The 13,441-nt window shown below is 72.9% G+C and carries 13 protein-coding genes; 12 read left to right on the top strand and 1 reads right to left on the bottom strand.

What is annotated here, in order from left to right; translation table 11 throughout:
- Positions 1-60: 60 nt before the first annotated feature.
- The gene (locus ACIBEJ_RS46630) at positions 61-864 is read left to right on the top strand and encodes an SAM-dependent methyltransferase (protein ID WP_397189445.1); all 804 of its coding nucleotides are present in this window, start codon (positions 61-63) and stop codon (positions 862-864) included.
- A gap of 131 nt (positions 865-995) precedes the next feature.
- Here ACIBEJ_RS46630 and ACIBEJ_RS46625 read toward each other — a convergent pair whose 3' ends face one another.
- On the bottom strand, positions 996-2,297 hold the full coding sequence (locus ACIBEJ_RS46625) for an aspartate aminotransferase family protein (RefSeq protein ID WP_397189444.1): 1,302 nt from the start codon (positions 2,295-2,297) through the stop codon (positions 996-998).
- A 105-nt stretch (positions 2,298-2,402) separates the two neighbouring features.
- On the opposite strand from ACIBEJ_RS46625, the gene ACIBEJ_RS46620 reads away from it, so the two are divergent.
- From ACIBEJ_RS46620 to ACIBEJ_RS46570, 11 genes are read left to right on the top strand one after another with little or no spacing between them, the layout of a single operon-like run.
- A complete protein-coding gene (locus ACIBEJ_RS46620) occupies positions 2,403-3,437 on the top strand; it encodes a Gfo/Idh/MocA family protein (RefSeq protein ID WP_397189443.1) in 1,035 nt (344 codons plus the stop codon).
- A complete protein-coding gene (locus tag ACIBEJ_RS46615) occupies positions 3,434-4,354 on the top strand; it encodes a Gfo/Idh/MocA family protein (RefSeq protein ID WP_397189442.1) in 921 nt (306 codons plus the stop codon). Before ACIBEJ_RS46620 ends, ACIBEJ_RS46615 begins: the two co-directional genes overlap by 4 nt.
- On the top strand, positions 4,351-5,313 hold the full coding sequence (locus ACIBEJ_RS46610) for a fumarylacetoacetate hydrolase family protein (RefSeq protein ID WP_397189441.1): 963 nt from the start codon (positions 4,351-4,353) through the stop codon (positions 5,311-5,313). Before ACIBEJ_RS46615 ends, ACIBEJ_RS46610 begins: the two co-directional genes overlap by 4 nt.
- Entirely contained in the window at positions 5,310-6,860 is a 1,551-nt protein-coding gene (locus ACIBEJ_RS46605; RefSeq protein WP_397189440.1) for an ABC transporter substrate-binding protein, read from the top strand. The genes ACIBEJ_RS46610 and ACIBEJ_RS46605 overlap by 4 nt, the downstream gene beginning before the upstream one ends.
- Positions 6,860-7,819 (top strand): ABC transporter permease, encoded by a 960-nt coding sequence (locus ACIBEJ_RS46600; protein WP_397189439.1) that lies wholly within the window; start codon positions 6,860-6,862, stop codon positions 7,817-7,819. The genes ACIBEJ_RS46605 and ACIBEJ_RS46600 overlap by 1 nt, the downstream gene beginning before the upstream one ends.
- Positions 7,816-8,688 (top strand): oligopeptide ABC transporter permease, encoded by an 873-nt coding sequence (gene opp4C, locus ACIBEJ_RS46595; RefSeq protein WP_397189438.1) that lies wholly within the window; start codon positions 7,816-7,818, stop codon positions 8,686-8,688. Before ACIBEJ_RS46600 ends, opp4C begins: the two co-directional genes overlap by 4 nt.
- Positions 8,685-9,665 (top strand): ABC transporter ATP-binding protein, encoded by a 981-nt coding sequence (locus ACIBEJ_RS46590; protein WP_397189437.1) that lies wholly within the window; start codon positions 8,685-8,687, stop codon positions 9,663-9,665. The genes opp4C and ACIBEJ_RS46590 overlap by 4 nt, the downstream gene beginning before the upstream one ends.
- Positions 9,662-10,675, top strand: a complete 1,014-nt coding sequence (locus tag ACIBEJ_RS46585) for an ABC transporter ATP-binding protein (RefSeq protein WP_397189436.1) — start codon at positions 9,662-9,664, stop codon at positions 10,673-10,675. Before ACIBEJ_RS46590 ends, ACIBEJ_RS46585 begins: the two co-directional genes overlap by 4 nt.
- The gene (locus ACIBEJ_RS46580) at positions 10,635-11,066 is read left to right on the top strand and encodes a RidA family protein (protein ID WP_397189435.1); all 432 of its coding nucleotides are present in this window, start codon (positions 10,635-10,637) and stop codon (positions 11,064-11,066) included. Before ACIBEJ_RS46585 ends, ACIBEJ_RS46580 begins: the two co-directional genes overlap by 41 nt.
- Positions 11,056-12,573: an amidohydrolase family protein gene (locus ACIBEJ_RS46575; RefSeq protein ID WP_397189434.1), complete on the top strand. Its 1,518-nt coding sequence runs from the start codon at positions 11,056-11,058 to the stop codon at positions 12,571-12,573. Before ACIBEJ_RS46580 ends, ACIBEJ_RS46575 begins: the two co-directional genes overlap by 11 nt.
- Positions 12,570-13,418: an IclR family transcriptional regulator gene (locus ACIBEJ_RS46570; protein ID WP_397189433.1), complete on the top strand. Its 849-nt coding sequence runs from the start codon at positions 12,570-12,572 to the stop codon at positions 13,416-13,418. The genes ACIBEJ_RS46575 and ACIBEJ_RS46570 overlap by 4 nt, the downstream gene beginning before the upstream one ends.
- The last annotated feature ends 23 nt before the right edge of the window (positions 13,419-13,441 follow it).

The raw sequence follows: 13,441 nt of genomic DNA, 5'->3' as shown, positions 1-13,441 counted from the left end.
TAATGACCGTTCACGCCGTTAGCATCTGTTCATCGGATTGCGCTGATCAAAGGTGTGACGATGAGCAACCCCCCGCGCGTGCCGTCCGGGATCAACCCGAACGTGCCGAACGCCGCGCGCATGTATGACTACTACCTCGGCGGCAAGGACAACTTCGCCGCCGACCGGGCGGCGGCAGAGAAGATCATGGCGTTGGGGCCCAGCCGCCAGATCTGCCTGGCGAACCGGTGGTTTCTGGGCCGCGCCGTACGCCACATCGCCGACCTGGGCATTCGCCAGTTCATCGACCTGGGCACCGGGCTGCCCAACCAGAACAACGTGCACGAGGTGGCCCGCCGCGTCCACCCGGGCGCGCCCGTGGTCTACGTCGACCACGACCCGGTCGTCATCGTCCACGCGCGGGCGCTGCTGGCCGACGTGGACGGCAACACCGCGATCGCGCACGCCGACATCCGCGAGCCCGGCACGATCCTCGGCCATCCCGACGTGAAGCGGCTCATCGACTTCACCCAGCCGGTCGGGGTGCTGTTCGTCGGCGTGCTGCACTGCGTGCCCGACGAGGACGATCCGTACCAGGTGGTGCGGACCTTCACCGACCACATGGCGCCGGGCAGCCACCTGGTCGTCTCGCACCTGACCGACGACGCCCACCCGGAGGTGGGGGCGGCCGCCAGGAAGGTGTACGACAAGTCCGACACGCCCCTGCGGCACCGCAGCCACGCGCAGGTCTCCCGCTTCTTCGACGGCCTCGACCTGGTCGAGCCGGGCGTGGTCCACGTGGCCGACTGGCGTCCCGAGGAGCCCTGGGAGATGGACCCCGAGGGCAGCGAGTGGTGGTACGTGGGCGTGGCCCGCAAACCCTGACCCGCCCCCTCAGCCCCTGACCCGCCCTTGGTCTCTGACCCGCCCTTTGGTCTCTGACCCGCGCAGGCCCGTGCCACGTGCTGGGCCCCGACCGTCGCGTGCGCCTTCGCCCGCGACGGTCCTCCAGGGCGTCAGACCAGGCCGTCCGCGCGCATCTCCTTGAGCACGTCCCTGGCCGCCTCCAGCGTCAGGTCGATGTCGGCGTCGGTGTGCGCCCCCGAGACGTGGTTGCGCTTGAGCGACATCGGCAGCATCAGGAAGCCCTTGCCGGTCATCCTGCGGTGGAAGGCCGCGTAGGCGGCGTGGTCGTTGCGCATCAGGTCGCGGTACCCGGACACCGGCCCGGTGCCGAAGTAGAGCACGAACACGCCGCCGAACCCGCTGACGGTCGCGTCCACGTCCAGCTCCGCGGCGATCTCGCCGAGCCCGTCGCGCATGCGCTGCCCCAGCCGGTGCGTCCTGAGGTAGAAGTCCGGGTTGTCGCGCAGGTGGCGCATGGTGGCGACGGCGGCATGGGCGGCGACCGGGTGCCCGTTGAAGGTCCCGGCCAGCAGGACGTCGGCGGCGAAGCGCTCCATCAGCTCGCGCGGCCCGGCCAGGCCCGCCGTCGGGAACCCGTTGGCCATCGCCTTGCCGAAGGCGGTCAGATCCGGCGTCACCCCGCACACCTGCTGGTAGCCGCCCAGCGCGTGCCGGAAACCGGTGATCACCTCGTCGAAGACCAGCAGCGCGCCCTCCTGCCTGGTCAGCTCCCGGAGGCCCGTCACGAACTCCTGGGTCGGCACCAGCGCGCCGACGTTGTGCGGGATCGGCTCCAGGAAGACCGCGGCGATCTGCTCCGGATGCGCCTCGAACAGCGCGCGCACCGAGTCCAGGTCGTTGAACTCGGCGACGAGCGTCGCGTCCACCGCCGAGTCGAGCAGCCCGGCCGACAGGGGGTCGCGGCCGTAGGCGGACTCGGGCGCGGAGATCACGTTCCTGGCGAGGGCGTCGCCCCAGCCGTGGTAGCAGCCCTGGAACTTGATCAGCAACGACCGGCCGGTGACCGCGCGGGCCAGGCGCACCGCCTGCACGGTGGCCTCGGAGCCGCTCATCGTGGTGATCATCATCTCGGCCGAGGGGATGAGCTCGCAGGCCAGTTCCGCCAGCTCGACCTCGATCGGCGTCACGCCCAGGCCCACCAGGTCGACGCCGTCGAGGGCGGTCAGGACGGCCTGCCGTACCTCTGGATGGTTGTGTCCGAGCAGGACGGCGCCGAAGGCGGCGTGGTAGTCCAGGTAGCGGTGGCCGTCGGCGTCGCTCACGTAGGCGCCGTCGGCGGTGGTGAAGGAGTACGGCGCGCCCACCTGGCGGGTGGCGGAGTTGACGCCTCCCGGCAGGACCCTGCGCGCGGTCCGGTCGATCGCGTGTCCCAGCGGACGGTCTAATTCCACAACTGCTCCTTACGTGAAAAGACGTTCCATGTCGCGGAAGTTACGTGGAAGGAGATTCCACGTCAACCCTTGACATCAGGCTGGGGCCACCCGAAGGATGCACGCATGGAAAGAGGTTCCACGTCGGTGGGCGTGCTCGTGATCGGTGCGGGCGCCATCGCCGACCAGCACGTCGCCGCGTTATCCGGCGACCCACGAGGGCGGCTGGCCGGCTTCGTCGACACCAGCGCCGCACGGGCGGAACGGGCCGCGCGGGCCCAGGGCGGCGTCCCCTGGACCACCGACCTGGCCGAGGCGCTCGCCTGGCCCGGCGTCGACGCCTGCGTCCTGTGCACGCCCAACGACACCCACGACGAACTCGCCGTCCGCATCGCCGCGGCCGGCAAGCACCTGCTGGTGGAGAAGCCGCTGGCGACCACCGTCCCGGCGGCCCGCAAGACCGTCGAGTCCTTCGCCGCCGCCGGTCGCGCCCTTTCCGTCGCGCACTCGCACCGCTTCTACGACTACGCGCGCACCATCCGCCGCGAGATCGACTCCGGCGCGCTCGGCCGTCCTCTCCTGGTACGGCTGGCGCTGCTCGGCGGCTGGATCTGGCCCGACTGGCGTACCTGGATCATCGACCGCGACCGCTCCGGCGGCCACGCCCTGCACAACGGCGTCCACCTGCTCGACCTGGTGACCTGGTGGATCGGCGACGAGCCGGTCAGCGTGTACGCCAGAGGCCAGCGCAGGACCGCCGCGGAACTGGACGTCCACGACCACCTCGAAATGGTCGTCACCTACGCCGGTGGCGCCACGGCGATCTGCGAGATGAGCCGCGCCCACCGGCCCGCGAGCCTGAGCGCCCGCGACGTCGTCGTCCAGGGCACCGAGGGCCTGCTGACGATGGAGTGGGACGGCGAGGGCGTGCTCCTCGCCGACGAACGCGGCACCCACCTGGCCGCCGAGGGCCCAGCCGCGGGCTTCGCCGCCCAGCTCTCCGCCTGGCTCGACGCGATCACGGGAAACCCGGCCACAGCCGCCGCGGGCGGCGGGGCTGGGGTCGCAGGGGACGAGGCGTTGCTGGCGGTGGCGATGGGGGTGGCGGCGGAGCGGTCGATGGAGCTCGGCCGTCCGGTGCGGCTGGAGGAGGTCCGATGAAGGTTCTCGACGTCCTGCTGGTCGGCGAGTTCGGCCTCGGCCACCAGAACCACCAGCGCGACATGTACGCACCGGCCTTCGAGTCGCACCCCGGCTTCCGTGTCACCGGCAGAGTGGAGGCGGACGACCCGCTCGACCGGGCCGACGTGGTCAGCGTCTGCGTCCCCTACGAGCGGCGCGTCGAGGTGGTCACGCGCGCCCTGCGGGCGGGCAAGCACGTGCTGGTCGACAAGCCGATGGCGCTGACCTCGGACGAGTGCGCGCAGATCGCCGAGGTGGCCGCGGGCACCGGGCTGGTCTGCCTGCCCGCCCACCACCAGCGCTTCCAGCCGGCGGTCAGGGTGGCCCGTGAGGCGATCGCCGCGGGCCGGGTCGGGCTGCCCTGGAACGTGCAGGCCGACTTCCTCGTCGCGGGCGGCGGCGAGGTGTGGCCGCTCGGCGAGCTGCTCAACTTCGCCCCCTACGCCACCGACGCCATCCACGCCATGACCGGCCTGCCGGTCACCGCCGTCTACGCCACCGGCGGCGCCCGCTTCCAGGACGGCCCCGAGGACCTGGTCACGCTCTGCCTCACCCACGAACGCGGGATGACCAGCACCGTCGTGGCTGGACGCACCCCCGCGACGCCCGGCTCGGGCGGCCTGTCACTGCACCGCTACCGCGTCGCGGGCTCGCACGGCACGCTGCTGGCCGACGCCAACCGCCCGGCCGCGCGTGTGCTGAGCACGGCCGGGGCGCCGCGCGGCACGTGGGCGGGGCCGTCCACGGTCGATCGCATGCTCACCGAACTGCACGCCGCCGTGGTCGGCGGCCGGCCCGCCGAGCTGGGCCCCGCCGACGCGGTGGCCGCGCTGCGCGTGGTCGAGTCCGCCCGTCGCGCACTGGCCTCCGGCCAGGTCGAGGAGGTCCTGTCGTGAAGCTGCTCACCTACCGCCGCGACGGCGCCGTACGGCACGGCCGCCTCCTGGACGGCGACATGATCGAGGAGTGGGGCGACGGCGACCTGACCAGCAGCCTGTCCGGCTCACCGGGCTCAGCCCCGGCCACCGCGCCACTGGGCACCGCGCCGCCGGTCGCCGCGCCACTGGGCACAGCGCAGCCGGTCGCCGCGCCGCCGGGCACCGCGCCGCTGGGGACCCCGCGGCCGAAGGCCGTGTCGCTGGGTGAGGTCGAGGTTCTCACCCCGCTGCTGAGCCCAGGCAAGCTGCTCGGCGTAGCCGCCAACTACCAGGACCACGTGGCGGAGGCCGGTGCCGAGCCGCTGGACAAGTCCCGGCTGGCGCCACGGCTGTTCCTCATGCCGCCGACCTCCCTGCTGGCCCACGGCCGGCCGATCCCGCTGCCGTCGGTGAGCGCGCAGGTCGACTGGGAGGCGGAGCTGGCCGTCGTCATCGGCCGCAGCGCCAAGGACCTGGACGTGGAGACGGCCCTGGACGCCGTGGCCGGGTACTGCGTGGCCAACGACGTCTCCGCCAGGTCGGTCGACTACGGCTACCCGCGCGACCTGGAAGACCCGGCCGTGCGCTTCTTCGACTGGCTGGCCGGCAAGTGGCTCGACGGCTTCGCGCCGCTGGGGCCGTACCTGGTGACCGCGGACGAGGTCGGCGACCCGCAGGCGCTCGACGTCGAGCTGCGCGTCAACGGCCGGGTCAGGCAGCGCGGCTCGACCAAGGACATGATCTTCACGGTGGCGGAGCTGGTGGCCTTCGCCTCCCGTCTGATGACGCTGAGCCCGGGGGACGTGCTGATGACCGGCACCCCGGCCGGCGTCGGCGCCACCACGGGGGAGTTTCTCGCCGCGGGCGACGAGGTCTCGGTCTCGATCTCCGGCCTCGGCACGCTCGTCAATCCCGTCTCGCCCATGGAGCCCTCATGATCCGTCCGCTCGGCGTGCTGGCCGCCGCCGTACTCGTGCTCGCCACCGGCTGCTCCGACCCCACCGACACCGGCCCGGCGAAGGCGCAGCAGGGCGCCGCGCTCAGCGTGTACCTGTACCAGAAGCCCAAGCGCTTCAGCCCGCTGGACCCGCCCACCGGCCCCGACCAGCAGGTCATGCAGCTCATCTACGACAACCTGCTGACCGTCAACGACCGCTACGAGTACGAGCCCCGCCTGGCCGAGCGCTGGGAGGTCACGCCCCGCAAGGTCGTCTTCCACCTGCGCAAGGGCCTGAAGTGGAGCGACGGCACGCCGTTCTCCAGCAAGGACGTGCTGTTCACCTACAAGCTGCTGGCCGACGCCAAGCTCGGCAGCGCGATGGCGGGCAAGCTCGCCGGGGCCGCCTTCGAGGCCCCCGACGCGGACACGTTCGTCATCACGCTGGACAAGCCGAACGTGGGCTTCCTCAGCCTGCTGGCCGGGCCGTTCGGCTTCGTGCTGCCCGAGCACGTGCTCGGCAAGGCGCCCGCCGCCCAGCTCACCGACAACACCTTCTTCAACCAGCCGACGACCGGCATGGGCCCGTACACGTTCGTGCAGTACAAGACCGACCAGTACGTGGAGCTGTCCGCCAACCCGAACTACCGCAAGCCCGTGGCCATCCCCAAGATCTTCCTCAAGCCCGTCAGCTCCGACGTGGCCACCGCGCAGCTCGGCACCGGCGAGATGGACCTGGTCCAGATCTCCCCCACCGACCTTCAGGCGGTCGGCGCGCTCAAGGGCGTGACGGTGGCGGGCAAGCCCAGCCCCGGCTTCCTGCGGATCGCGGTCGACCAGACCGACAAGCGCTTCGCCGACCCCCGGGTACGGCAGGCCATGCTCCACGCCATCGACAGGAAGGCCCTGGTCGACAAGCTGCTGGCGGGCAAGGGCCGGGTGCAGAACTCCTCGTTCGTCGCCGCCTGGGCGCTGCCCGAGACGCTCGCCGGCTACGCCTACGACCCGGCCAAGGCCAAGTCGCTGCTGGCCGAGGCGGGCTGGGACGCGTCCAAGCCGGTGACGCTGTCGTGGATCCCCGGCCAGCGCGACCGCGACGCCGCCGCGACCGTGGTGCAGAGCTCGCTGGCGGCGGCGGGTATCAAGGTGGAACTCAAGCAGGTCCAGGCGGCCCAGCTCCTGCAGTCGTACGAGGACCGCGGCTTCGACCTGGCCTTGTTCGGCGGCGGCACCTACGCCGTCGACCCCTCCAGCAGCGTCCCGATCCTCGGCTGCGGCGCCTTCTACCCGACCGGCGGCAACATCAGCGCCTTCTGCGACAAGTCGCTCGACGCGCTGACCGGCGCAGCCGACGGGGTCTCCGACCAGGCCAAGCGCGCCGAGCTGTACCGCGAGGCGGCGGTGAAGGACAACGCGCAGGTGCCGTACCTGTGGCTGTACAACCCGGACACCCTCTGGGCGAGCAGCTCGCGGCTGCGGGGCTTCAAGCCGAGCGGCGACTTCGTCTCCGGCTTCTGGAACGCCGACGAGTGGACCCTGGCCGGCTGATGCTCGCCTTCCTCGTCCGCCGGCTCCTGGTCAACGCCGCCGTGTTCCTGCTCATCAGCGTGGGGGTGTTCGTGCTGGTCCAGTCGGTGCCCGGCGATCCCGTGCTGATGATGGTCAACCCCGAGCAGTTGCAGGCGGGCGGGCCGGAGTTCCTGGCCGCCAAGCGCGCCGAGCTGGGTCTGGACGATCCGGCCTTCGTCCGGTACCTGATCTGGCTGCGCGACGCGCTGGGCGGCGACCTCGGCTACTCCTTCGTCAGCCGCCGGCCCGTGGCCGAGGTGCTGCTGGAGCGGGTGGGGCCGACCGTGCTGCTCATGTCCACGGCCCTGGTGATCGGGCTGCTGCTCGCGGTGGCGGTCGGCACCCTGGCCGCCGTGCGGCGCAACACCGCCGTGGACTACGCCGCCACCGCGGCCAGCCTCGGCACCATCTCGGTGCCGAGCTTCTTCCTCGGCATCGCCGCGATCTACGTGTTCTCCCTCAAGCTCGGCTGGGTGCCCTCCTCGGGCATGTCCACGCCGGGCGACGGCAGCGGGGCGGACGTCCTGGCCCATCTGGCGCTGCCCGCCGCGATCCTCGGACTGTCGATCGCGGGGCCGTTCACCCGGTACGTGCGCGCCGGACTGCTGGCCGAGCTCGGCGCCGACTACGTGCGCACGGCGGAGGCGAAGGGTGCCGGCCCTGGCCGGGTCCTGCTCCGCCACGCGCTGCGCAACGCGCTCATCCCGCTCATCACCGTCGTCATGATCTACGTCCCGCAACTGCTGGCGGGCGCGGTCGCGCTGGAGCAGGTCTTCGCCTGGCCCGGCATGGGCCAGCTCGCGGTCAGCTCCATCGGCCAGCTCGACCATCCGGTGGTGATCGGGTTCGCGATGTTCATCGCGGTGCTCGTCCTGATCTGTAACCTCGCCGCCGACCTGCTCTACGCGGTGGCCGACCCGAGGATCAGCCTGTCATGACCACCACGCAGATCGTCCCCCGCTCCCCCGCCCGGCTGGCGGCCAGGCGCTTCCGCCGCAACCGGATGGCGCCGGCCGGCGCCGTCTTCCTCGGCGTGATCGTCCTCATGGCGCTGGCCGCGCCGCTGGTCAGCGGGCACGACCCGAACGCGGTGGACCTGTCCGCCTTCCGCGAGCCGCCCTCGGCCGCGCACCTGCTCGGCACCGACTCCTCCGGCCGCGACGTCTTCGCCAGGCTCGTCCACGCCGGGCGCGTCTCGTTGCTGGTCGGCCTGATGTCCGCGCTGGCCGCGGTCGTCCTCGGCGCGCTGCTCGGGGCGCTGGCCGGCATGTTCGGCGGCCTGCTCGACGCGGCCGTCATGCGGGTGGCCGACGTGGTGCTGTCCTTCCCTTCGCTGGTCGTCGTGGTGGTGCTGGCCGGCGTGCTCGGCCCGAGCACCGCGATGCTGGTGGTGGTCTTCGCCGCCTGCAACTGGCCGACCGCCTGCCGCGTGGTGCGCGGGCTCACGCTCGCCCTGCGCGAGCAGGAGTACGTGCAGGCGGCGCGGGCCTTCGGCGCGGGCCGGCTGACCATCGTATTCCGCCACGTGCTGCCGGCCGTGCTGTCGCAGGTGGCCGTGGTCGGCACGCTGCTGGTGGCGCAGATGATCCTGCTGGAGGCGGTGCTGTCCTTCCTCGGGCTCGGCGTCCAGCCGCCCCAGGCGAGCTGGGGCAACATGCTGAACGACGCCCAGAGCCTCACCCTCATCCAGACCATGCCGTGGCTGTGGCTGCCGCCCGGCCTGGCGATCGCGCTCACCGTGCTGGCGGTCAACTTCGTCGGCGACGGCCTGCGCGACGCCGTCGATCCGAAGGGGGCCCGCGCGTGAGCCCGCTGCTGCAGGTGGACGACCTGGCCGTGGAGTTCCCCACGGAGGACGGCGTGGTGCGCGCCGTGGACGGCGTCAGCCTCGACGTCCGGCCCGGCGAGATCCTGGGCGTCGTCGGCGAGTCGGGATCGGGCAAGAGCGTCACCGCCATGTCGGCGCTCGGCCTGATCAGGCCGCCGGGACGGATCGTCCGCGGCTCGGTGACCTTCGACGGCGAGGACCTGCTGGCGCTGCCCGCGCGCAGGCTGCGCCGGATCCGCGGCCGGCGCATCGCGATGATCTTCCAGGACCCGATGACCGCGCTGAACCCGGTGGTGCCGGTCGGCGCGCAGATCGCCGAGGCGGTCAGGCTGCACCAGCCGCGCCTGTCGCGCGCCGCCGTCCGGGCCCGCGTCCTGGAGCTGCTGACCGCCGTCGGCATCGCCAACCCCGCCGACCGGTACGGCAGGCACCCCCACGAGTACTCCGGCGGCATGCGCCAGCGCGCGATGATCGCGATGGCCATCGCCAACGAACCCGACCTGCTCATCGCCGACGAGCCCACGACCGCGCTCGACGTGACGATCCAGGCGCAGGTGCTCGGCCTGCTCGACACCGCCAGGCGCGAGGCCGGAGCGGCGGCCGTCCTCATCACCCACGACCTCGGCGTCATCGCCGAACTGGCCGACCGGGTGGCCGTCATGTACGCGGGCCGCGTCGTCGAGCACGGCGGCGTGCACCAGATCTTCTCCGCGCCCCGGCACCCGTACACGGCGGGGCTGCTGGCCAGCAGGCCGCGGCTCGAGTCGGCGGCCGGCGAGCTGACCGCCATCCCGGGCAGCCCGCCGAACCTGCTGGCGCCGCCGCCCGGCTGCGCCTTCCAGCCTCGGTGCGGGCTGAGCGGGGGCCGGGAGGCGTGCCGTACGGACCGGCCGGAGGCCGCGGTGGTCGGGCCCGGCCACCGCTCGGCCTGCCACTACCACGAGGAGCTGGTGTGAGCGAACCCTTGCTCTCCGTCGAGGGCCTGGTGAAGCACTTCCCGATCCGGTCGGGCGTGCTGCGCAGGCGGACCGGGGCGGTGCGTGCCGTGGACGGGGTCGATCTGGCGTTGCACGCCGGCCGTACCCTGGGGCTGGTCGGCGAGTCCGGCTGCGGCAAGACCACCACGGGGCGGCTGGTCGTCCGGCTGGCCGAGCCCACCGCGGGGCGGATCGTCTACGGCGGCCGCGACCTGGCCCGGCTCTCCCCCGCCGAGCTGCGCCCGCTGCGCGGCGAGATCCAGATCGTCTTCCAGGACCCGTACTCGTCGCTGTCGCCCCGGCTGACCGTCCACGAGATCGTCGCCGAGCCGCTGCGCTCCCAGGGCCGCTACCGCGACGGCGGGCGTGAGCGCGTGGCCGAGCTGCTGGACATGGTCGGGCTGCTGCCCGAGCACGCCAACCGCTATCCGCACGAGTTCTCCGGCGGCCAGCGCCAGCGCATCGGCATCGCGCGGGCGCTGGCGCTGGGGCCGCGCGTGCTGGTGCTGGACGAGCCGGTCTCGGCCCTGGACGTCTCCATCCAGGCGCAGGTGGTCAACAAGCTGGCGGAACTGCAGCGGGAGCTCGGCCTGGCGTACCTGTTCATCTCGCACGACCTCTCCGTTGTGCGGCACGTGTGCGACCGGGTTGCGATCATGTATCTCGGCCGCGTCGTGGAGGAGGGCGAGCGCGAGGAGGTCTTCGAACGGCCCGCCCACCCCTACACCAGGGCGCTGATCTCCGCGGTGCCCATCTCGGACCCGTCGCTGCGCGGCGCCCGAGAGCGGATCGTGCTCACCGGAGACGTGCCCAGCCCGGCGGACCCGCCGTCGGGCTGCCACTTCCGTACCCGCTGCTGGAAGGCCCAGGAGCGGTGCGCGGCCGAGGCGCCGGCGCTGACCGGGGCCGACCACCGCGTCGCCTGCCACTTCCCCGAGGAGAACCCCGATGCTCGACTCCCTGCCCGACACGCCGCCGACTCCCGCTGAGCCGGTGACCATCGAACTGGTCCGCCGCGACGGCGACACGCTGTTCGCCTCCGGCCAGGTCGCGATGGCGGGGGACACACTGGTCGCCACCGGGCCCGTCACCGACCTGGACACCGCCCGGCACTGCGCCTGGCAGTGCGCGCGCAACCTGATGGCCGCCGTGCAGGCGCACACCGGCTCGCTGGACGACGTCCACGCGGTGAAGCTGACCGTCTACGTGGCGAGCGCGCCCGACTTCACCGACCAGCACCTGGTCGCGCACGCCGCCTCGCAACTGGTCCTGGAGGTGCTGGGTCCCGAGCGGGGCAGGCACGCGCGGGCCGCGATCGGCGTGGCCGCCCTCCCACTCGGCAGCCAGGTCGAGGTGGAGGGCGTCTTCCGTGCCGGCTGACGTCCTGCTGTCCGGGGGGCTGCTGGTGGACGGCACCGGCGCCCCCGCCCGCGCCGCCGACGTCGAGCTGACCGGCGCGCGGATCAGCGCCATCCTGCCACCGGGCGCCGGCCGCGCCGCCCGCGTGCTGGACGTCGCGGGCCGCGTGGTCTGCCCCGGCTTCGTCGACGCCCACAGCCACTCCGACCTGGCCCTGCTGGCCAACCCCCAAGCCCACAGCAAGGTACGGCAGGGCGTCACCACCGAGATCGTCGGCAACTGCGGCCTGGGCGTGACCCCGGCCGGCGACCCCGCCGCGATCAGGTCGGCCGCCGCCTTCATCGACCTGGACCCGTCACTGCCCTGGCCGGCTGGCGGCACCGCCGGCCACCTGCGCGCCCTTGAGGCGGCCGGACCGTCGCTGAACGTCGCCACGCTCACCGGCCACCTCCCGCTGCGCGCGAGCGCTGTGGGCTTCGCCGACCGCCCCGCCACGCCCGCGGAGCTGGACGTCATGCGCGAGGAGCTGGCCCGCTCGATCGAGGAGGGCTCGCTGGGCCTGAGCACCGGCCTCGTCTACGCCCCGGCCGCCTACGCCACCGAAGACGAGCTGGTCGCGCTGGCCGAGGTGGTCGCGCGGGCGGGCGGGGTGTTCGCCTGGCACCTGCGCGACTACACCGACGCGCTGCTGGAGTCGGTGGCCCAGGCCGTCCGCGTGGCCGAGGCCACCGGCTGCGCCACCCAGATCTCCCACCTGGCCGCGGTCGGCCGGCGCAACTGGGGCGCCGTGGCCGAGGCGCTCGACCTCATCGACGAGGCCCCCGTCCACGTGGACGTCTACCCCTACCTGGCGGGCAGCGCGAACCTGTCGCAACTGCTGCCCGGCTGGGCCCACGAGGGCGGCCGGGTGAAGGAACGCCTGGCCGAGCCCGGCGCACGAGCGCGCGTACTGGCCGGATGGGCGGACCGCTGGTGGGACTGGCCGGACATCCTCGTGAACGGCCGCCCGCTGGAGTCCGGCGAGCACGCGCTCGACCTCGTCGCCGAGCACGGCAACGCCGTCACCATGGTCGCCTTCGGACGCCGCGAGGAGGACCTCCTGACCGTCCTGCGTCACCCGAAGACCATGATCGGCTCGGACGGCTTCGCGCTCGACCCGGACGGCCTCACCGGCGGCCCCGCGCCGCACCCTCGCTCCTACGGCTGCTACCCCCGCCTGCTCGCCCGTTACGTCGGCGAGGGCGCGCTCACGCTGGAGGAGGCCGTGCGCAAGAGCACCGGGCTGCCCGCCGAGGTCTTCGGCCTCGCCGACCGCGGCGTCATCGAGCAGGGCGCGGCGGCGGACGTGCTTGTCCTCGACCCCGCCACGCTCAATGATCTGAGCACGTTCGACCATCCGCACCAGTTCCCGTCCGGGGTTGAGCTCGTCCTGGTGAACGGCGTCGCCGTCGTGGCGGACGCCGCCCACACCGGTGCGGGGCCCGGCCAGGTGCTGCGCGCCCTCGGCCAGATCGGAGTCAGCGCATGAAGAGAGGCATCGATGAGGACCGGCCCGCGGCGGCCAACTACCACGCGCACGCACTCGCGCGCGGCCTGGCCCTGCTCGAACGGCTGGCCACCAGCCGCCACCCGGTGACCCTGTCGGAGCTGTTCGAGGAGACCGGGCTGCCCAAGAGCACGCTCGTTCGGCTGCTGTCGGTCCTGGCCGAGACCGAGTACGTGGTCCGCGTGGACGAGCGGCCCTCCTTCCGGCTCGGCCACAAGGTGCTGGACCTGTCCACCGCCTACGTCTCCACGCTCGACGCCGGCGCCTCGGCCCGCGGCCACCTGTCCGAGCTGGCCAAGCGGACCGGGCAGACGGCCAACCTCGGCGTCCTGGACGGCACGCAGGTCCTCCACCTCTGCGTCGAGGAGCCGGACCGGCCCATCCGGTACCTGGCCATGAGCGGCTCGCGCGACGACAACCACGCCACCGGGCTGGGCAAGCTCCTGCTGTCCCGGCTGGAGGAGGACGAGCTGGCGGTGTTCCTGCCGGCGCCGCCGTACCGGAGGAGGACCGAGCACACGCTCACCACCTTCGAGGAGCTGCTCGCGGACCTGCGCGCCACCCGCGAGCGCGGCTACGCCTTCGACGACAACGAGAACAGCGTCGGGCTGCGCTGCCTGGCGATCGCGCTGGAGGCCGGGGGCGAGGTCCTGGCCTCGCTGAGCGTCTCGGGGCCGGCAGGCGAGCTGGAGACCGACCGCCACGAGGAGCTGCTGGCCGAGCTGCGCGCCACCGCCGCGGCCATGCTCGCCGACCACGAGCTCGTCACGGCGCTGCGCGTGGTGACCCGCTCCCTGGTGCCCGCCGCCGAAGGACGAAGCCGATGACCGACGCGTGGAGAGGACCCCGC

The sequence above is a fragment of the Nonomuraea sp. NPDC050790 genome, assembly GCF_044456745.1.
Classification (GTDB): domain Bacteria; phylum Actinomycetota; class Actinomycetes; order Streptosporangiales; family Streptosporangiaceae; genus Nonomuraea.
This window is presented reverse-complemented; position numbering and strand designations above follow the sequence as displayed.

Coding starts and splice junctions, on each gene's coding strand:
- ACIBEJ_RS46630 (WP_397189445.1), top strand. CDS start 61: ATGAGCAACCCCCCGCGCGTGCCGTCCGGGATCAACCCGAACGTGCCG.
- ACIBEJ_RS46620 (WP_397189443.1), top strand. CDS start 2,403: ATGGAAAGAGGTTCCACGTCGGTGGGCGTGCTCGTGATCGGTGCGGGC.
- ACIBEJ_RS46615 (WP_397189442.1), top strand. CDS start 3,434: ATGAAGGTTCTCGACGTCCTGCTGGTCGGCGAGTTCGGCCTCGGCCAC.
- ACIBEJ_RS46605 (WP_397189440.1), top strand. CDS start 5,310: ATGATCCGTCCGCTCGGCGTGCTGGCCGCCGCCGTACTCGTGCTCGCC.
- ACIBEJ_RS46600 (WP_397189439.1), top strand. CDS start 6,860: ATGCTCGCCTTCCTCGTCCGCCGGCTCCTGGTCAACGCCGCCGTGTTC.
- opp4C (WP_397189438.1), top strand. CDS start 7,816: ATGACCACCACGCAGATCGTCCCCCGCTCCCCCGCCCGGCTGGCGGCC.
- ACIBEJ_RS46580 (WP_397189435.1), top strand. CDS start 10,635: ATGCTCGACTCCCTGCCCGACACGCCGCCGACTCCCGCTGAGCCGGTG.
- ACIBEJ_RS46570 (WP_397189433.1), top strand. CDS start 12,570: ATGAAGAGAGGCATCGATGAGGACCGGCCCGCGGCGGCCAACTACCAC.